Raw genomic sequence first — 17300 nt, forward strand, 5'->3', positions numbered from 1 at the left:
CGCCGCGAGCCGCTTTTCATTTCATTGGCTGCTGTCGCCACCCATACTGAAGCGCGTGATCGCAGCCCCCCTCGGCCGCACGCGTTTCGCGCGCACGATCGGATTCGATCGCGACGTCAAGCTCATCGCGCCGCTCAGGCGCTCGAACGCGACATCCTCCTTCATCCCGAAGCGGCCGACCGCCGGCCACGCGAGCGCTTCATCGAGCCACGCCTGCCACGCGTCGCCATGAAAGCGGCGCGCGAACTCGCGCACCATGCCCGGCGCCGCGATCACGATGCCCGCCAGCAGGTAATACGCCCAGAAACTACCCGCGCCGACGAGCCGGTCGAGCCGGCACACGGACACCGCCGCGAGCAGTCCATCGACCGACGCGAGATCGGTGCGTCGTTCACGAATCGCGCGCGCAACCAGATTGTGCCGACCGCCGTACGCGGTGAAGGACATCCCCTTGCCGGCGGCAAGCTCCGCGCAGAACATCGCGAGTGCGGCCATCTCGTCGATGCGCGCTGCGTCGTCGCGCGGCCCGCAGACGCGCAGCACGATCGCGTCGATGACGGCCCCTGGCCCGGCCGACGGCGCCACGCAGGCCGCCGCGACGGCCGCATGTCGTTCTCTCAGGTTCTTCGCAGGCGGCGCCTCGCCGTTCGCGAGTCGCTCCCGCATTTCGTGCCCGTCGACTTCGTCGCTGCCGGGTCCGACGCCGCCGGCAATCCGCTCGAGCGCGGCCCAGCCGTCGTTCGGATCGTCGAAGGCCCACGCATCGATGAAACCATGCGCCGCATCGAATGCCGCGCGCGATCCGGGGCAGCATCGTTCCGCGTGCGCGAGCTGCCGCGCGTCGGGAACGTGCATGCACGCATCGGTCGCATCGCACGCGCAACCGCCGCCGTCCGTTGCAATCCACGGCGCGAGTTCGTGCAGGACGGCGATCGCTTCATGCGACAGGTTCGCGCCGGCACGCACGCTTGCCGCGTGCGTCGAAGTGGCGGCCGTCGCGCCGACGTCGTCGGTCGCCACGCACGCCGCTTCGTTCAGGTGTTCGATCAGGTATTGCAGCCACGCGGCCGTGCGCAGCCGGTCGGGCGTCGCAGCGCGGGCATCGCCATACTTCGCTGGGTCGGTGAGCATGGGTGGTCCGGAATGATTGTTTTATGTCGTTCGAAGCAGGCGGCACGGTGCATCGCACCGGCCCCTGCATGGCCGCCCGCATCGGATCGCGAAGCAGGCGGCCGGCCGGTCGTCACGCCGATACGCGCGACGACACGAATGCATCGCGAAACCGGAACACCCGCCGCGCATCGTTGCACGGCCCTCGTTCCTGGCGGGCGCCCGGTCTCGATCGCGCGACGCTTACTGCACGTGGAACTTCGGCGACGTGGCGACCGTGCCGCTGACCGTGCAGTCCGGCGTCAACACCGCGTTGTTGAACGTCAGCGACGAGTTCGGATCGCTCCACGTCGTCACGACCTTGCTCGGCCCGCAGGCGCCGAGCAGCGAAACGGTCACCTTCGCGTTGTTGATCGACAGTTGCGTCGTGCTGTCGGCCTGGCCCGTCCACGGCGATGCGCTGGTCGCGCTGCCGCTGATCAGGCCGCACGTCGCGGCGCCGGTAAACGTCGTCGACGTGATGTTGACGATGCCCGTCGAGGAGATCGTGCCGTTGAACGTCGCGTTGCAGGTCGCATTGATCGAGCCCTTGGCCAGGACCGTGAGGCCCGTCGCGGAGAACGGCTCTCCGTTCGGGTTCATGGCCTGCCCGTCGGCACGCGAGACGGTCACGGCGAAAGCAGGCGCGGCCGAAACCGCGGTGAATGCCACTGCAGCAACAAGCGATACGATTTTGCGAATGCTCATTTGAACTGCCCCCTCTCTCTTCACAAATGGCGGCATGCCGCCAGGAACGCGACACCCCGGCCGGATCGGTCCGGCCGCTCGGTCGCAGGAAGCCGCCGGCGTGCGCAATGCACGCCGGACGGCTCAGAACTTGTAGGAGATCCCGACGAACGTGATCAGCGGATCGGCCTTCAGCCGCGTGCGCGTGGTCGCAAGCGTCGAACCGTCGGCGGCCTTGATCACGAGCGACGAGTAAGTCTTCAGCGGCATGTAGGTCAATGTCGCCGTCAGCCCCCAGTGCTTGTCGATCGCATAGCTCGCGCCGAGGTTGTAGACCGGCGTGAACGACGACGAGGCCTTACCCTCCACCGACGTCGGCCCCGGCTTGCCGGCGCCGGCCGCGAGCACGCTGCCGAGGTTCTCGTTGATGTCCTTCGCGAAGTTGCCGTTCAGTTCGATGTTGCTGAACCAGCTGTAGGCCACGCCGATCCCGACGAACGGGCGGAACTTCGCGGTCGGTGCATTGAAGTAGTACTGCAGAATGATCGTCGGGCTCCATTGCCGCGCATTCTTCACGGCCGGCTGGTTCGACGGATTGTCCATGTTGACGCTGCCGAGCGAACCGGCCGGGCCCGGTGGCCGGATCACACCGTGCCCGGTCAGCGTGAACTCGGGCGGCACGCCGAGCACCGACGTCACCGCGATATGGTCGGTGAAGAAGTGCGTGAGCGTGAGGCCGACCGTATCGGCGTTGTTGACCGTCAGGCTGGTGCCCGGCGACGTGAACGACCCGGGCAGCCGCAGCGGCCCGTTGATCGGCATGCTCGCGAGATTCGTCGTCAGCCCGTTGGTCGAATCCTGCGGCATGATGTGCAGCCAGCCCAGCGTCGCGACGTTGTCGCCCGCCTGCTGGGCCGATGCGAGCGTCGACACGCCTGCGACGACACCCGCGACAATCAGCTTCTTCATGGAGTCTCCCCCTCGTTCTTTCGGAAGCGCCGCGCAGCCATGCGCGACGCCGCCGTGTCTCCATCCGCGTGTGATCACTGCACGAACGCGCCGACCGTGAAGTACGGATTGCTCGTATCGGCCATGTCGAGGAACCCGAACACGCCGCCCGTGAACACGAATTTGCCGGTCGCCGGCCCCGACGCCGCGTCCGCGTGCACGGTCGTCACGACGCCCGGCACCTTCTGCGTGTAATCGAGGTTCAGCGCGCGCGTGAGCGCGGCCTGAGACGCGTTGAACGGATCGAGCAGCGTCGCCTGCGCACCGACGAGCGCGGTCGCGCGGTAGTTGAACGCGCTGTCGACACCCGTGTACTCGCCGTTCTGCGAGCCTTGGGCGATGGCCGCCTGCGGACTCAGGAACGAGATGCCCGACTCGTCGTCCGCGCTCGGCGGGCCCTGCGTGAGGTCCGCGTTCGCGGCACCCGTGCGGATGAAGACCGGCACGAGCTGGTTACGCAGCTTGCCGACGATCAGCATGCCCTTGCCGGCCTTCGCCGGATCGAGCGCGGCGAGCGTCGGCGGAATCTGCGGCTGGTAGTTCAGCGACTGGAACGCCGGCGCATCCGGGCGCAGCGTGAACGGCTGGTTCACGGTTGCGCTCGATGCGAGCGGCTGCCCGCCGTTCTTCTTGCCGAAGTTGTCGGTCTCGACGTAGCTGCCGTCCGCGTTGATCGTCACCTGCTGGTCGAGCGCCACCGGCTGGAAGTTTTGCGACGGCACCTGGTGGTAGCCGAGCTGGTTGTACGTGCCGGCGATCTTCGTCAGATCGGTTTCGAGCGACGAAAAACTGATGAACGGGTAGTACGGGAACGTCGTCTTCGGAATCTTGCCCACGCCGATCACGCCGTCGAACTGGATCGTCGCGCCCGGAATCGCGCCACCCAGCACGCCTTCACCGAGGAACAGGCGCGCCGGCCGGCTCGGGTCGAGGCTCGCGTTCTGCATCCGGAACGTGCACTGGTTCAGCTTCATGGTCGGCAAGCCGGTTTCGTCGGCCAGCGTGCCGTCGACAACGTTGGCCGGTGCCTTGTCGCGCGTCGGCTGCACCGTGCCGGTGGTCGTCGGCACCGGCGATGCGAGGTAGGTCATCCGGTACGTCATCTTCGTCGTGTCGAGCTGCACCTTCACGAGCTCGCCCGAGCCGGATCCGCCGATGAACACCGTGTTGTAGTCGATCGTCTGCGGGCACAGCCGGACCACCGGCGCGGGCGGTGGGTCGCCGTCGCCACCGCACGCGACCAGCACGGGCGCGAGCGACGCCGCGGCCATCCAATGCTTCACATTCATAGGAATCCTCTTGAATTTCGATTCGCCGGCGGCGACGCGTGCGCCGCCGGTGTTCCGTGTTCGGTGTGCCGCCGTTACTGGACGAACGCGCCGACCGTGAAGAACGGGTTGACCTTGTTGTTGTTGACGACCATCGCGTAGATGTTCCCGGCCGTCACGAGCCAGCCGGTGTCGCCCTTGCTGAAGATCGCCACGTTGCCGTTCGCCCCCTTCGCGTTGAAGTCCTGCGAAGCCGTGACCTTGATCTTGCCGGGCGTGGCCTGCGTGTAGTCGAGCGCGAACTGCGACGTGACCGACGACGTCTGCGGGTCGATGAACGCCGCGGTGGCGCCCTGGAACAGCGTCGACGTGTAGTTCGCGGCCATCGTCGATACGGCGGTACCGTCGTTGCAACTGCCGGCCTGTGCCAGGAAGAAGGTGCCGTCGAAGGTGCCGGGCAGATCCGGATGCGGGATGTTGTTGTTGAAGCTCGGCCCCGCCGTCGCGATCGCGAACGTCGCTGTGCTGGGCGCCACGACACCGCACGCCGATGCGCTCGTTGCGCCGATGAAACCGCCCTTCAACGAATTGGCCGCGACGGCCGTGGTCCGCGACAGCATCGAGATCCCGACCTCGGCATCGGCGACCGACGCCAGCAGGTTGCTCGCGTCGATATGCGTGTAGCCCACGCGAATCACGACCGGCACCAGCACGCCGTTCAGCTTGCCGACGATCATGATGCCCTTCGCCTGACTCGGCGCGACGATGACGATTGCCGAGCCCTGCCCCGCGAACGGATAGATGAGGCTGCCGCCCGCGTTCGCCAGCGGATGGCTCACGAACACGTTGTCGGACGAACCGTCCGCGTTCTTGCGCAACGCCCACGGCGTTCCGGTGGTCTGGCACGAGTAGTCGCTGCCTGCCGTGATGGTGCACGAGCCGTCGGCATTGAACGTCTGGTTCCAGTTGACGACGTCGGGTTGCCAGCCGACCGCCCCCGTGCTGCTCTGCGCGCTGCCGCCGACCGGCGACAGGTGAATGCCGAGTTCGTTGTAATTCCCGGCGACCTTCGAGAAGTCGGTTTCGGTGTCGGTGAAGCCGATGAACGGATAGAAATCGAAGGTGCGCGACGGCACGGTACCGAGCACGACGCCGGGGAACGGCTCGAGACCGGCGAACGCGATCGTCGCACCCGGAATCCCGCCGCCGACCACCCCGTTGCCGACGAACAGCATCGGCGGATCCGCGCGATTGATCGTCACCGCATACGCGCCGTCGCTCGTCGCGCCGCTGTCGAGCACGAACGCGCAGCGGTTCTGCTCGGCGGTCGGCAGATTGGTCGGATGGTGGAATGCGCCACTGATCGTCAGGCCCGCGCGCGTGTCGTTGACCTGCCCCGCCGACGTCGGCACCGACGATTCGATGAACTGCATCTGGTAGGTGAGCTTCGTCGTGTCGAACTTCACCTTCACGTATTCGCCGCTGCCGGCGCCCCCCGTGTAGGTCGTCGTGTAGTCGAGCGAATCCGGGCACAGCTTCGTCACGACGGGCGGTGTCGTTTCCGCGCCGCTCGGCCCGCATGCGCTGCCCGAGCACTGCGGCACGTTGATCGGGCCCGGATCGTCGCCGCCGCCGCAACCGGCAACGAACGGCAGCGCCAGCACGGCGCACGACAGGATCGCCTTCCGCCAATCAGGAATGCAAAGCATCAACCCCTCCTTGTGAGGTAAGACAGGTCTCGCCCGGACGGGCTGCGTGGCCCGCCGGTTGGTATCGCGCCGTCGCGACGACGCGCGGCGCATGACGATGCGCGCAATGCGCGCCGCGTCGCCGGTCACGCGAATGCGATCAGGACCGACGCGGCAGGCAAGCGCTATCCGGCGCCGCCGTCATGCGGCACGGCGCCATCGGGGAAATCGAAATGGAATGTGGTGCGTCGCTACAGCGACAACGCGATGCGATGACGCAGGCAGCACGCGATGCACGTCGTGCCCGCATCCGGCGAAAAGCAGGAAAACGGCGATGCGACAAGGCCCTCGGATAGGCGTCTCATGTATTGGTCTCCGTACGTACGCTTGATTCGTTATCGTGATGCGTCGTTTGTCGAGACTATGAGCGGACGCTACGCACAAGTAAATGGATGCAGAGTTCCAAACGTGCCGAACCGCGCGATCCTAGTGCGAGCATGGTATTTGACAGTTTTTCAAACAGCCTTCAATTTATTTGCTCAGACAAATACCCGAGCTGTATAACGCGCGTTTGAATGTCGGCGGTCGACCTCGTGCAAGGCCCGGCGTGCGGGCCTTCGGCGACCGCACGCATGCCGCGGCGCAAGCTCACACGTCGATGATCGCGAGCGTGCCGTGACTGCCCGGCAGCACCGCGTGGCGCAAGCCGGCGACCGCGAGGTACATCTGCCCGGCCTCGACGACGACCGTCTTCGCGTCGACCTCGAGCATCAGCCTGCCGTCGAGCACCAGCAGCCCTTCGTTGTAGTCGTGCACTTCCGCTTCGTACGGCTGCGCGTCCATGCGCAGCACCTTGATCCGGGCGGGCCCGACTTCGCCGACGATCGTGGATTTCCATGCAACGGCCTGCGCGGCCGCGACGGACTTGAAATCGATCAAAGACATACGCTTCGCTCCGCGACGTGAAAGGAACGCATTATCGCGAGCGCGGCGCACGCCGTCCCGGTACGGCGCGACGGCGTTCGGGCGGCACAGTCGGCCTGCTGTCCGCCACGCCGCCGCGCGCAAGCGCGATCATTGTCCGATTGCCCGAAAACCGCACGCATTGTTCGCCCGATTCAAATAAAGCATCGCTTTATTGAATGACTCACACACATTTGCCGCAAATCCGGCACCCGCATCGCACGTCCTTTGCGTCGAAATGCATTTCCATCTTCCGATTGCTAATATGGCGGTCCTGCGATCCCGCACCACAACGCCGTTCGACATGACGCCCGTTCGCCATGCCGCGCTCGACACCGGCCGCTTCGCAGCGGCGGCGCCGGGCACGCGCGGCGCGCAGCGTCGAACCGACCGGCCGTGCCATCCGTGAGCATGCAACCGATCCTTTCCGTCTCCGACCTCTCCAAGACTTACGCGTCCGGCTTCCAGGCGCTGAAGCACGTGACCCTCGACATCCGCCCCGGCGAGATCTTCGCGCTGCTCGGGCCGAACGGCGCGGGCAAGACCACGCTGATCGGCTCGATCTGCGGCATCGTCACGCCGACCGAAGGCCGCGTGACGGTCGGCGGGCACGACATCCGCGATCAATACCGCGCCGCCCGCGAAATGATCGGCCTCGTGCCGCAGGAGCTGACGACCGACGCGTTCGAAACCGTCTGGGCGACCGTGTCGTTCAGCCGCGGCCTGTTCGGCAAGGCGCCCGATCCCGCGCACATCGAGAAGACGCTGAAGGCGCTGTCGCTGTGGGAAAAGCGCGACAACAAGCTGATGACGCTCTCGGGCGGCATGAAGCGCCGCGTGATGATCGCGAAGGCGCTGTCGCACGAGCCGCGCATCCTGTTCCTCGACGAACCGACGGCCGGCGTCGACGTCGAGTTGCGCCGCGACATGTGGAAGCTGGTCGACTCGCTGCGCGAAAGCGGCGTGACGATCCTGCTGACCACGCACTACATCGAGGAAGCCGAGGAAATGGCCGACCGGATCGGCATCATCCTCGGCGGCGAGCTCGTGCTCGTCGAAGAGAAGCGCGAGCTGATGCGCAAGCTCGGCAAGAAGCAGCTGACGGTGCAGCTCGAGCATCCGCTCGCGACCGTGCCGGACGAGCTCGCCGCGTTCGGGCTCGAACGCGCGGACGACGGCGCCGCGCTCGTCTACACCTACGACTCGCAGCGCGACGACGCGAGCATCGCGAAGCTGATCAACGCGCTCGGCTCGGCCGGCATCGGCTTTCGCGACCTGCATACGACACAGAGCTCGCTCGAGGACATTTTCGTCAGCCTGATCGACAACCGCCGCAACGGCACACAAGGGGCCTAACGCACATGGCGAACTGGAATTTCCACGGCATCCGCGCGATCTACCGCGCCGAAATGGCCCGCACGCGCCGCACGCTGATGCAGAGCATCATCGCGCCGGTGATCTCGACGTCGCTGTACTTCGTCGTGTTCGGCTCGGCGATCGGCTCGCGCATCAGCGACGTGAACGGGATCGGCTACGGGTCGTTCATCGTGCCGGGCCTCGTGATGCTGTCGCTGCTGTCGCAGAGCATCTCGAACGCATCGTTCGGCATCTACTTCCCGCGCTTCACGGGCACGATCTACGAGATATTGTCCGCGCCCGTGTCGTACTGGGAGATCGTGATCGCGTACGTGGGTGCGGCCGCGTCGAAGTCGTTGCTGCTCGGGTTGATCATCCTCGCGACGGCCGGCCTGTTCGTGCCGCTGCACATCCTGCATCCGTTCTGGATGGTGCTGTTCCTCGTGCTGACGTCGATCACCTTCAGCCTGTTCGGCTTCGTGATCGGCATCTGGGCCGACAGCTTCGAGAAGCTGCAGCTCGTGCCGCTCCTGATCATCACGCCGCTCACGTTCCTCGGCGGCAGCTTCTATTCGGTCGACATGCTGCCGCCCGCATGGCGCATCGTCACGCTGTTCAACCCGATCGTCTATCTGATCAGCGGCTTCCGTTGGTCGTTCTACGGGCTGGCCGACGTGCATGTGGGGATCAGCCTCGCGGCCACCTCGCTGTTCCTCGCGATCCTGCTCGCGATCGTCGCGTGGATGTTCCGCACCGGCTACAAGCTGAAGAACTGACGCGGCCCGCCACGGGGTTGCCCCGGTTCGCGGATCCGGAGCGGCGCTGCTAGACTGGATCGGAAGATCGACTGCCGCCGTCTGCCGCACCGCAACGCGCGGTGGCGGGCGGCGCGGCGCCCGCCCCCTTCCCTGCGCGAGGATCCCCGATGAGCGCCTCCCGAATCGACGCCGTCCGCGACGGCCTGTTTCGCGCCACGTCCTACGTCGACACGCTGAACCTGAGCTTCAGCCAGTTCTTCGTACGATCGTCGCACGGCGACGTGCTGTGCGTCGAAACGGGCACGCGCTCCAACTTCACGCAACTGAGCGCGGCGCTCGACACCGTCGGCATCGCGCCGTCGATGGTCAGCAACGTGATCGTCCCGCACTTCGAGGCCGACGAAATGGGCGCGCTGCCCGACTTCCTCGCGGCCAACCCGGCGCTCGTCGCGTACGGACATCCGATGTGTACATGGGGGCTCGCCGACGTGTTCGGCGTACGCGCGATTCCGTTGAAGGACGGCGAGCCGACGACGCTGTCGGGCATCGACGTCGTGCCGGTCTTCACGAAGCACGTGCATCAGTGGGACGCGCTCGTCGTGTATCTACCGGCGTACAAGGCACTGCTGTCGTCGGACATCCTGATGCGCTTCGGCAGGGAGGAGACCGACGACCCGCTGCCGGCGATCCTCGACGCGATCACGCGCTCGGACTACCTGCCGTCGCTCGCGCACCTGGCGAGCGCGCTGCGCCGCATCCAGGCGCTCGATCTCGACATCATCCTGCCGATGCACGGCCCGGCGATCACGCACGATATTGCGCGCGTGATCGCCGGTGTGATCGCGTATTGCGAAACCGCCACCGCGTAGCGTACGCAGGCGGCGGCACAAACCGTGGTGGAAACGGGGCCGGTCAGGCGCCGGTGACGACGAACTCTTCGGCCGCCTTGCGCTGGACCGCGGCCATCACTGCGAGTTCGCGCTTGCTGCGCGCATCGCCGGACACGATGCCCGTCGCATGCTTCGCTTTCGCACCCAGCGGGAAAAACACGAACGACGCGCCGTCCGGCGCTGCCGGCTCGGCACGCAAACGCTTGTTCAGAATCTTCAGGTATTTCTTCTTCGAGACTTCTTTAGCAGCCATGGCACCCTCCGCGTGAACGTCGTGAGGATCAGCATACCAGTTTTGACGAGGGGGTCGGCCAGCATGCCCGTCAGCGGTGCAACGGCTTTTTTTCACGCCGATGTCGATTTTGCGTTGCGTCGCCCGTCGTACCATTGCAAGCACGGGCCGGCCTTCCGACATGGCCGTCCCGCAGACCCCACGTTGCGAACCGAGGAGGAACCGCAATGCGCGTCCTGGTAATCGTCAAAGCCACCGCCGATTCCGAATCCGGCCGGATGCCCGACCCTGAAATGATCGCCGCGATGAGCCGCTTCAACGAGGAGCTGGCGAAGGCCGGCATCCTGCTGGCCGCCGACGGGTTGCACCCGAGCATGCGCGGCAAGCGCGTCCACTTTGCCGGCAAGAACCGCACCGTCATCGACGGCCCGTTCGCCGAAACGAAGGAACTCGTTGCCGGCTTCTGGCTGTGGCGTGTGAAATCGATGGAAGAAGCGATCGAATGGGTGAAGCGCTGCCCGAATCCGATGCCCGGTGACTCCGACATCGAAATCCGCCCGCTGTTGGAAGCCGAGGACTTCAGCCCGGCATTCACGGCCGAACTGCAGGCGCTGAAAGCGACGCTGAGCGCGCAAGCCGAGGCAGGCAAGCGCACGTAAGCCGTGCGGCGTCAGGCGGCTCCGCATGAGCGCCGGGCGCCGCCCCTACCCGCCGACGCGAACGCGGCTCACGCGCGGTTGCGCGGCGCCGCGAGCCGCTCGACCGCCCCACCGGTCACGTCCCTGAACATCCCGGCATTGCCGTACGCCCGCGCGGCAAGCATCGCGCCATAGACCAACGACACGAACGTCGCGGCCTCGGTCTGCACCGACACGCCCGGCAGCACCACGCCATCTTTCACCCCCGTGTCGAGCACGCGCACCAGCCATGCGGCAAGGTCGTCGAAATGCGCCCTCACCGCTCGCGCGACTTCCTCGGGCAGCGCCGGCAACTCCGCACCGAGCATGCCGGCGACGCAGAACGGCGCGCTGTCGTCCGCGATGCAGCGTTCCCAATAGCCGATGTATGCGCGCATCTGCACCAGCGCGTCGGCACCGCTCGCGTCGAGTAATGCCATATCGGCATCGAATTTCGCCTGCGACTGCTGAAGTACGGCGACCGCCAGATCCGCCTTCGTCGGAAAGTGGTGGTGAATGCTCGCCTTCCGGATGTCAATCGCGTCGGCGATATCGGCATAACTGAACCCGCTGTAGCCGCGCCGCATGATCAGTTGCCGCCCGGCTTCGAGAATGCGGCCCGCCGTGCTGTCCCCAGATACCGTCATATCTATCTACCATCTAGTCGGATGAAGAAACACGGATAGTTTACCTCCCTGAGATACTCTTTTCCAGCCGCGATTTTTCCTTGAAGATTACCCTACCTACTAGTAGGATGCATTCATCGACAGAACAAGACGCCTGTCGATATTCGACGGTTCCCACCCTGTCTTCCTTCTGGAGAATGAAAATGAAGCACTTTTCCCAAGTCCGCCGGATCGCCGCGGCATTCGCCTTGACCGCCGCCGCACTCGGCTCGCACGCGGCCGTCGCCGCCCCCGTCAAGAACGTCGTGCTGGTTCATGGCTACTTCGCCGACGGCTCGGGCTGGCAAGCCGTCTCGAACATCCTGACGCGTGATGGCTACAAGGTTTCCGTCGTGCAGCAGCCGGAAACGTCGTTCGACGACGACGTGAAGGCAACCCGGCGCGTCGTCGACGCGCAGGACGGCCCGAGCATCCTCGTCGGCCACAGCTACGGCGGTGCGGTGATCACCGAAGCTGGCAACGACGACAAGGTCGCGGGCCTCGTCTACGTGGCGGCATTCCAGCCCGACACCGGCGAAAGCCCGCTCGAGCTGACGAAGAAGACGCCGCCCGCGACAAAAGCGATCAAGGCGACCGAAGACGGCCACCTGTATTTCGACGAAGCGTCGTTCCATGCCGACTTCGCGGCCGACGTGCCGGCCGCCGAAGCGAAATTCATGGCGATCTCGCAAGTGACGCCGGCGGCGCAGTCGTTCGGTGTGCCGATCACGCACGCCGCATGGCGGACCAAACCGAGCTGGGCGGTGGTCGCCACCGCGGACCGCGCGATCAACCCCGAGCTCGAACGCTTCATGACGCAACGCGCCGGCAGCAAGACGATCGAACTCAAGTCGAGCCACGTCGCCTACATCTCGCATCCCGCTGAAGTCGCGAAGCTGATCGAACAGGCTGCCAGGGGTACCGGCAAGGAGTAATGCAGCGCATTGCCCGAAGCGCGCCGGTTGACGCTTTCGGTCATGTAACGTATCGTTTTGACACGTTACATGACCGAAAAGCGATTTCCATCATGCATTCTCGTTTCGACCGTTTTCGCGCGACACCCCTCGGCGCGCAGCTCGAAGCGCTGATTACGCAACCCGGACGCTATGTCGAATTCGCGGCGCTGTCGCGAGTCGGCGTCGCCGCGATCGGCGCGATCCAGCACGAAATCGCGCACAAATTCCCCGAAATCGAAGCCGATACGACCGCCCGACAGTTCTGCGGCGCGATGGTCGCCGACGTGATGCGCCGCCACGGGCACGACGTCGTGCAGGCGCGCGGCCGGATCGGCGGCGCGCTGTTCAGCTACGGCGCGGTATTCAGCGCGTTTCCGCTGGTGTTGCCGTTCGCCGACGTCGTCGCCGCGCTGGCCGCGATGCCCGACCGGGTCGCCGCGTATACCGCGCACGTTCCCGCCGCGCTGATCACGCGCCGCCCCGCCGGCACGGGCTTCTCGCTCGTCGAGCATGCATGCCACCTGCGCGACCTCGACGCGGTGTTCGCCGAACGCATCGAAGTCGTGCGTGCGCACGAACTGCCGGTGATCGCCTCCGTCGACGGGACGGCACTCGCCGCGCAGCGCGATTACCTCGCACAGCCGCTCGACGACGCGCTTGCCGCATTCCGCACCGGGCGCGCCGCGCTGTGCGCGACGGCCGCCGCGCTACAACCGTCCGAACTCCAGCGCTGCGGGCTGCGCGACGGCATCCGCCGGATGTCGCTCGACGAACTCGTGCGCGAACTGCTCGACCACGATCGCACGCACGTGCTCGAACTCGACGAACTGCTCGCCGAACTCGAATTGCCGCCCCTTCCGTCGTCAACCGCCCAATGAGCCCGCCCACCCCGCCCGTCGTCTTCGTCCACGGTTTCATCGGCACGCTCGACGTGCCCGAATGGCCCGGCCCGCATCTCGCCCCCGACCTGCTCGGCTACGGCATCCATCGCGACGCGCCGTTCGACGCGATCACGCTCGCCGCGCAGGTCGAGCATCTGCGGCAGGCCATCGACGCCCACTTCGGCGCGCAGCCGGTCGATATCGTCGGTCACTCCGTCGGCGGCGCGATCGCGATGCTGTTCGCCCATGCGCATCCAGCGCGCGTGCGCCGGATCGTCAACGTCGAAGGCAACTTCACGCTCGACGATGCGTTCTGGTCGGCGTCGGTCAGTCGCATGTCGGCCGCGCAAGCCGACGCGATGCTCGACGGCCTGCGCGGCAATCCGTTCGGTTGGTTGCGCGGCTCGATCGACGATCCGTCGCCACGCCAGCTCGTCGATGCACACCGCTGGCTCGCACATCAGCCGGCGTCGACGCTGCGCGCGATGGGATGCTCGGTTGTCGCGACGACGGGCGAACCCGAATATCTGCAGGCGCTCGCCGACGTATTCGAGCGCCATCCGGTGTGGCTCGTCGCGGGTGAACGCTCGCGTGCGGGCTGGCACGTGCCGGATTGGGCGCTCGCGCGCTGTGCCGGCTTCGAAACGATCGCCGGCTGCGGGCACCTGATGCCGGCCGAGCGGCCCGCCGCGTTCCGGGAGACGCTGACGCGCTGTCTCGGCTGACGCGCGCGGCCGCCGGACTGCGCGCCCGCCACCTGACAACTCGTAGGATTCGCCGAAATTTGGCTGAAAGGCACGGTTGCTAGAGTCGCCAAACAGGGTTTTCCCGATGCCCGACTGCCGAACGGAAACGACACATGCGAGGCTCCATGAACCTGATCCGCGCGTTCTGGCTACTGCTGCTGCTCGCTGCCGCGGGCCCGGCCCTCGCTTATCAGGCGCGGGTCGTCGCGATTCCGAGTGCCGCGATGAACCAGACGCTGAAGGCGACCGTCGTGCTGCCCGACGACTACGCACGCCTGCGCCACGGCCCGGAACGCGGCGTCGAGCGCTTTCCGGTCGTCTACCTGTTGCACGGTTCCGGCGGCGACCACACCGACTGGACCGCGAACACGCACATCGCCGCGTTGGCCGATCGCTACCGCGTGATCCTCGTGATGCCCGACGGCGGGCACGAAAGCTGGTACATCGACAGCCCGTTCGATTCGGGCAGCCGCTACGAAACCTTCGTCGGCGACGAAGTCGTGTCGTATGTCGACATGCACTTCAGAACGATCGCGACCAAGGGCGCGCGCGCCATCACCGGGCTCAGCATGGGCGGCTTCGGCGCGCTGCGCATCGCGCTCGACCGGGCCGAAACCTTCGGCGCGGTCGGCAGCATCAGCGGCGCGGTCGATCCGCGCTGCTGCGAGGACGAACCGGGCATCGACCACGTATTCGGCGACCCCGGCCGCCATCCGTCATTCTGGAACCGCAACGCGATCGTCGAAAACGCGCGCGCGTTCGTCCGCGCGCATCTGGACCTGACGATCGACTGCGGCCGCGACGACTCGTTCGTCGGCTCGAACCGCACGCTGCATCAACGACTCGTCGCGCTCGGCGTGCCGCACGACTATGCGGAGCGTCCGGGCGGACATACATGGGACTACTGGGCGCACGCGATCCGCTACCAGATGCAGTTCTTCGCGACGTCGTTCCAGCACGGCGGCTACGCGTAGCATCCGGTCGGCGCGACTCGGCATAAGCAGAAGTGAAAGTGGAAGTGGAAGCCGCGAATCGAGTTCAGTTGCCGTGCGCCGCGTCGGCACTCACCACGCGATCGAAGCACTCCTGCGCACGCGCCAGTTCGTCGAGCGCGCGATCGAGGCGCGACATCGCACGCGCATATTCGGCCGACGAAACGTCGTCGTCGCTTTCGCCGCGCACGGCGCGAAACGCCTGATCGACGTTGCGCGTCGCTTCGACGAAACGTTGAGCCGCCTGGGCTTCCCGCGAACAGATGTGGGTCGACATCGACACTTCCCCCTCAGGATTGCAGCGTGAAGCAAGCCGACGCACCACCGTACGTGGTGCGCATGTCGGCGGCGTGAACGACGTCGAGCAGCCTGTCGACATACGCGCGACCGCGCGGCACGCTTCGTGGCGATTGTCGCGCGACGCTTGCCGATCCGCTACGGCGAGATTGCAACAAATTCTTGCGCACGCCGGGATGGCGGCCACATGCATGCGTATCGTTGCACGCACATTCAGCGATCCTGCTTCGCGTCACGCGCCGCACATGCGCGGCGAGAACGTCATGCGCGCCCGATGCGCGGATGCGCGAGACCACCGAACGCGGCCGCTTCGCCGGGCGACAGATCGAACAGATCGCCGGTGAGCTCGCGCGGATGCTCCGCCGTGGGCCGGCTGCGCAGTCGCGCGCCATGCGTGGGCGCGACGTAGGCGGCCGCCGTTTCGATCGGCGGCACGTCGAACAGGTCGCGCGTGACGCCGCGCACAGCATCCGTCGGCGAACGGCCGCGCAAGCGCGCGACCAGCTCGACGAAGCGATCGAAATCGCCGGCGCGCGTCGCCTTGTTCACCTCGGCAAGATCGCGCGCCTTCAACACGCACGGCTGCGCGAGCCGCACGAAATACGGCGCCTCAAGCTCGACCGACAGCGCGAGCGGATAGCTCTTGCCGGTTTGTTCCTTCGCGCGCCCGATGCAGTCGACCACGGCCGCGCCCTGCGCGACGCCGAGCGGCTTGCCCGTGCTCACGCTGCGCAGGTGATCGGGAAATACGCGCAGTTGCGTGCCGACCGTCAGTGCGGTGGACGATGCGCAGACGAGTGCGTAGTGCTGTTCGCGCCGCCGGCCCGACGGCAGCGTCGAGCGGCTCGCGATGAACGTGTGCGGCGGCAGCGGCCGCACCTGGCCGCTGGCGTCGACCCATGCATTCCACAGCAGCGCGTCCTCGCGCCTGCGCTCGCCCGGCCGCGCGCGCGACGCGACCGGCGAAAACAGCGCAAGCAGCGAGCCCGTGCGATGCGCGGCGACTTGCGCGCTGCTGCCGAGCGGCTGGTTGATCCCCCACAGAAAACGCCCGCCCCCGAGCCGGCGCTCCCATTCCTTGCGGAGCACGACGGTCGGCAGTTCCTCGCCGGACTCGGTACCGATCTTCGTCCAGCAGAACGTGGGAGGGAGGTGTTTCAGTGTCATCAACTTTCTCGGTATACAGCCTCGCTGGTGACAGCAAGCCCATTCAACAACCGTAACTGTATAGGTATAATGCATCGCATGGAAGCCCCGGACCACGATTTTCCTGTACAAGACCTGTTACGCCGTCTGATGGCGGACACACGCTCGTCCAGCGAAATTGCGCGGCTTTCCGGCGTCAGCCAGCCGACCGTGTCGCGCCTTCGGCTATCGAACGGGCACCGGCTGCGACGCAGCGCGCCATTCAACAAGCTATGCAGTTTCTATGGCGTCGATACCGGCCCGGCGCGCCGCCGGTACAACGACCTGCTGCGCGACGCGATCGTCGACGCCTGGGACGGCTCCGACGAGCACGGGCGCGCGCTGCTGGTCGTGATTCAGGGGTTGAAGGATCTGCAGGCGAAGGCCGACGACGGGTGACCTCACCGGCGTTCATGAATGGAACGAAGGCTGAAAGCACGAGCGAGCGGGCGATGGCGAAGACGATTCGTCATCGCCCGTTTTGCATCGGCCGATGCGGCGCGAATCGCCAGCCGGCGCATCGCCGAACACACGCACCGCCAGCACACTCCACGCGCCGCATCGATGGCGCTTCAGATATTTTTTACTCACAGTTAAAAAAGTTTGACACGCCGTTTTCACTGAGATAACTTTTGCGCAAGCTTCCGGAAAGCAAACGCGAACCGGCAAGCCATCACGATGCGCGGCGCGGCCGAAACCGCCGATCCGTTTCATTCCGTCGCCGCACGCGCGTCGCGTCGTGTTTTTCCGCAGCGCAGCACCGCAGCTCGCAACATCCCCGTCTCATCGAATGATGTCGTTCCGTCTCACCTGGAAGGACGCGCGGCATGCGCACATTTACTTTGCAGTCCTGCATGACGTGCCGTACGAAGCCGCTGTTTTCCAGCGGGCACATGTCGCCC

At 66.1% G+C, this 17300-nt stretch carries 20 protein-coding genes; 9 read left to right on the forward strand and 11 right to left on the reverse strand.

Annotated features, from left to right (window positions below; genetic code table 11):
• Positions 1-21: 21 nt before the first annotated feature.
• The 6 genes from WS45_RS25835 to WS45_RS25860 all read right to left on the reverse strand — a co-directional run bounded on the left by WS45_RS25835 (position 22) and on the right by WS45_RS25860 (position 6745).
• Complete coding sequence (locus tag WS45_RS25835) at positions 22-1131, reverse strand: hypothetical protein (protein WP_059702372.1); 1110 nt, start codon at positions 1129-1131, stop codon at positions 22-24.
• A 222-nt stretch (positions 1132-1353) separates the two neighbouring features.
• Positions 1354-1857: a hypothetical protein gene (locus WS45_RS25840; protein ID WP_059534146.1), complete on the reverse strand. Its 504-nt coding sequence runs from the start codon at positions 1855-1857 to the stop codon at positions 1354-1356.
• 123 nt (positions 1858-1980) lie between these two features.
• Positions 1981-2805 (reverse strand): OmpW/AlkL family protein, encoded by an 825-nt coding sequence (locus tag WS45_RS25845; protein ID WP_059702373.1) that lies wholly within the window; start codon positions 2803-2805, stop codon positions 1981-1983.
• A 74-nt stretch (positions 2806-2879) separates the two neighbouring features.
• On the reverse strand, positions 2880-4133 hold the full coding sequence (locus WS45_RS25850) for a DUF2957 domain-containing protein (RefSeq protein WP_059702374.1): 1254 nt from the start codon (positions 4131-4133) through the stop codon (positions 2880-2882).
• 74 nt (positions 4134-4207) lie between these two features.
• Positions 4208-5821, reverse strand: coding sequence for a DUF2957 domain-containing protein (locus tag WS45_RS25855; RefSeq protein WP_059534139.1), 1614 nt, complete (start codon positions 5819-5821; stop codon positions 4208-4210).
• 627 nt (positions 5822-6448) lie between these two features.
• On the reverse strand, positions 6449-6745 hold the full coding sequence (locus WS45_RS25860) for a cupin domain-containing protein (RefSeq protein WP_059534137.1): 297 nt from the start codon (positions 6743-6745) through the stop codon (positions 6449-6451).
• Positions 6746-7174: 429 nt separating this feature from the next.
• On the opposite strand from WS45_RS25860, the gene WS45_RS25865 reads away from it, so the two are divergent.
• The 3 genes from WS45_RS25865 to WS45_RS25875 all read left to right on the forward strand — a co-directional run bounded on the left by WS45_RS25865 (position 7175) and on the right by WS45_RS25875 (position 9746).
• Positions 7175-8119: an ABC transporter ATP-binding protein gene (locus tag WS45_RS25865; RefSeq protein WP_059702375.1), complete on the forward strand. Its 945-nt coding sequence runs from the start codon at positions 7175-7177 to the stop codon at positions 8117-8119.
• 5 nt (positions 8120-8124) lie between these two features.
• Positions 8125-8895, forward strand: a complete 771-nt coding sequence (locus WS45_RS25870; RefSeq protein WP_059534134.1) for an ABC transporter permease — start codon at positions 8125-8127, stop codon at positions 8893-8895.
• Positions 8896-9044: 149 nt separating this feature from the next.
• The gene (locus WS45_RS25875; protein WP_059702376.1) at positions 9045-9746 is read left to right on the forward strand and encodes an MBL fold metallo-hydrolase; all 702 of its coding nucleotides are present in this window, start codon (positions 9045-9047) and stop codon (positions 9744-9746) included.
• 43 nt (positions 9747-9789) lie between these two features.
• On the opposite strand, the gene WS45_RS25880 is transcribed toward WS45_RS25875, so the two are convergent.
• Positions 9790-10020: a hypothetical protein gene (locus WS45_RS25880; RefSeq protein WP_059534130.1), complete on the reverse strand. Its 231-nt coding sequence runs from the start codon at positions 10018-10020 to the stop codon at positions 9790-9792.
• A 206-nt stretch (positions 10021-10226) separates the two neighbouring features.
• Between WS45_RS25880 and WS45_RS25885 the strand changes: the two genes are divergently transcribed.
• Positions 10227-10658 carry a YciI family protein gene (locus tag WS45_RS25885; protein ID WP_059534128.1) on the forward strand — a complete coding sequence of 144 codons (432 nt, stop codon included), beginning with the start codon at positions 10227-10229 and terminating at the stop codon, positions 10656-10658.
• A 68-nt stretch (positions 10659-10726) separates the two neighbouring features.
• Here the strand turns inward: WS45_RS25885 and WS45_RS25890 are convergent, their stop codons facing one another.
• Positions 10727-11323: a TetR/AcrR family transcriptional regulator gene (locus WS45_RS25890; protein ID WP_059702379.1), complete on the reverse strand. Its 597-nt coding sequence runs from the start codon at positions 11321-11323 to the stop codon at positions 10727-10729.
• 182 nt (positions 11324-11505) lie between these two features.
• Between WS45_RS25890 and WS45_RS25895 the strand changes: the two genes are divergently transcribed.
• The 4 genes from WS45_RS25895 (at position 11506) to WS45_RS25910 (ending at position 14898) form a co-directional block, all read left to right on the forward strand.
• Positions 11506-12276 (forward strand): alpha/beta hydrolase, encoded by a 771-nt coding sequence (locus WS45_RS25895; protein ID WP_059702446.1) that lies wholly within the window; start codon positions 11506-11508, stop codon positions 12274-12276.
• Between the two features lie 92 nt (positions 12277-12368).
• Positions 12369-13175 (forward strand): DinB family protein, encoded by an 807-nt coding sequence (locus WS45_RS25900; RefSeq protein WP_059702381.1) that lies wholly within the window; start codon positions 12369-12371, stop codon positions 13173-13175.
• The gene (locus WS45_RS25905; RefSeq protein WP_059702382.1) at positions 13172-13903 is read left to right on the forward strand and encodes an alpha/beta fold hydrolase; all 732 of its coding nucleotides are present in this window, start codon (positions 13172-13174) and stop codon (positions 13901-13903) included. The genes WS45_RS25900 and WS45_RS25905 overlap by 4 nt, the downstream gene beginning before the upstream one ends.
• Positions 13904-14049: 146 nt before the next feature.
• The gene (locus tag WS45_RS25910) at positions 14050-14898 is read left to right on the forward strand and encodes an alpha/beta hydrolase (RefSeq protein WP_179950395.1); all 849 of its coding nucleotides are present in this window, start codon (positions 14050-14052) and stop codon (positions 14896-14898) included.
• 64 nt (positions 14899-14962) lie between these two features.
• Here WS45_RS25910 and WS45_RS25915 read toward each other — a convergent pair whose 3' ends face one another.
• Both WS45_RS25915 and WS45_RS25920 read right to left on the reverse strand, forming a co-directional pair.
• Complete coding sequence (locus WS45_RS25915; protein WP_059534347.1) at positions 14963-15193, reverse strand: hypothetical protein; 231 nt, start codon at positions 15191-15193, stop codon at positions 14963-14965.
• A gap of 281 nt (positions 15194-15474) precedes the next feature.
• Positions 15475-16380 (reverse strand): hypothetical protein, encoded by a 906-nt coding sequence (locus WS45_RS25920; protein WP_059702385.1) that lies wholly within the window; start codon positions 16378-16380, stop codon positions 15475-15477.
• Positions 16381-16458: 78 nt separating this feature from the next.
• Between WS45_RS25920 and WS45_RS25925 the strand changes: the two genes are divergently transcribed.
• Positions 16459-16797, forward strand: coding sequence for a helix-turn-helix domain-containing protein (locus WS45_RS25925; RefSeq protein WP_044844401.1), 339 nt, complete (start codon positions 16459-16461; stop codon positions 16795-16797).
• 12 nt (positions 16798-16809) lie between these two features.
• On the opposite strand, the gene WS45_RS35260 is transcribed toward WS45_RS25925, so the two are convergent.
• Positions 16810-17112: a hypothetical protein gene (locus WS45_RS35260; protein WP_156437277.1), complete on the reverse strand. Its 303-nt coding sequence runs from the start codon at positions 17110-17112 to the stop codon at positions 16810-16812.
• Between the last annotated feature and the right edge of the window lie 188 nt (positions 17113-17300).

The organism is Burkholderia sp. RF2-non_BP3 (assembly GCF_001522185.1).
GTDB classification, from domain to species: Bacteria; Pseudomonadota; Gammaproteobacteria; order Burkholderiales; family Burkholderiaceae; genus Burkholderia; species Burkholderia diffusa.

Bases quoted from the DNA above. Each gene is read 5' to 3' on its own strand.
- WS45_RS25835 (WP_059702372.1), bottom strand. From the start codon at position 1,131: ATGCTCACCGACCCAGCGAAGTATGGCGATGCCCGCGCTGCGACGCCC.
- WS45_RS25840 (WP_059534146.1), bottom strand. From the start codon at position 1,857: ATGAGCATTCGCAAAATCGTATCGCTTGTTGCTGCAGTGGCATTCACC.
- WS45_RS25845 (WP_059702373.1), bottom strand. From the start codon at position 2,805: ATGAAGAAGCTGATTGTCGCGGGTGTCGTCGCAGGCGTGTCGACGCTC.
- WS45_RS25850 (WP_059702374.1), bottom strand. From the start codon at position 4,133: ATGAATGTGAAGCATTGGATGGCCGCGGCGTCGCTCGCGCCCGTGCTG.
- WS45_RS25855 (WP_059534139.1), bottom strand. From the start codon at position 5,821: ATGCTTTGCATTCCTGATTGGCGGAAGGCGATCCTGTCGTGCGCCGTG.
- WS45_RS25860 (WP_059534137.1), bottom strand. From the start codon at position 6,745: ATGTCTTTGATCGATTTCAAGTCCGTCGCGGCCGCGCAGGCCGTTGCA.
- WS45_RS25865 (WP_059702375.1), top strand. From the start codon at position 7,175: ATGCAACCGATCCTTTCCGTCTCCGACCTCTCCAAGACTTACGCGTCC.
- WS45_RS25870 (WP_059534134.1), top strand. From the start codon at position 8,125: ATGGCGAACTGGAATTTCCACGGCATCCGCGCGATCTACCGCGCCGAA.
- WS45_RS25875 (WP_059702376.1), top strand. From the start codon at position 9,045: ATGAGCGCCTCCCGAATCGACGCCGTCCGCGACGGCCTGTTTCGCGCC.
- WS45_RS25880 (WP_059534130.1), bottom strand. From the start codon at position 10,020: ATGGCTGCTAAAGAAGTCTCGAAGAAGAAATACCTGAAGATTCTGAAC.
- WS45_RS25885 (WP_059534128.1), top strand. From the start codon at position 10,227: ATGCGCGTCCTGGTAATCGTCAAAGCCACCGCCGATTCCGAATCCGGC.
- WS45_RS25890 (WP_059702379.1), bottom strand. From the start codon at position 11,323: ATGACGGTATCTGGGGACAGCACGGCGGGCCGCATTCTCGAAGCCGGG.
- WS45_RS25895 (WP_059702446.1), top strand. From the start codon at position 11,506: ATGAAGCACTTTTCCCAAGTCCGCCGGATCGCCGCGGCATTCGCCTTG.
- WS45_RS25900 (WP_059702381.1), top strand. From the start codon at position 12,369: ATGCATTCTCGTTTCGACCGTTTTCGCGCGACACCCCTCGGCGCGCAG.
- WS45_RS25905 (WP_059702382.1), top strand. From the start codon at position 13,172: ATGAGCCCGCCCACCCCGCCCGTCGTCTTCGTCCACGGTTTCATCGGC.
- WS45_RS25910 (WP_179950395.1), top strand. From the start codon at position 14,050: ATGAACCTGATCCGCGCGTTCTGGCTACTGCTGCTGCTCGCTGCCGCG.
- WS45_RS25915 (WP_059534347.1), bottom strand. From the start codon at position 15,193: ATGTCGACCCACATCTGTTCGCGGGAAGCCCAGGCGGCTCAACGTTTC.
- WS45_RS25920 (WP_059702385.1), bottom strand. From the start codon at position 16,380: ATGACACTGAAACACCTCCCTCCCACGTTCTGCTGGACGAAGATCGGT.
- WS45_RS25925 (WP_044844401.1), top strand. From the start codon at position 16,459: ATGGAAGCCCCGGACCACGATTTTCCTGTACAAGACCTGTTACGCCGT.
- WS45_RS35260 (WP_156437277.1), bottom strand. From the start codon at position 17,112: ATGAAACGGATCGGCGGTTTCGGCCGCGCCGCGCATCGTGATGGCTTG.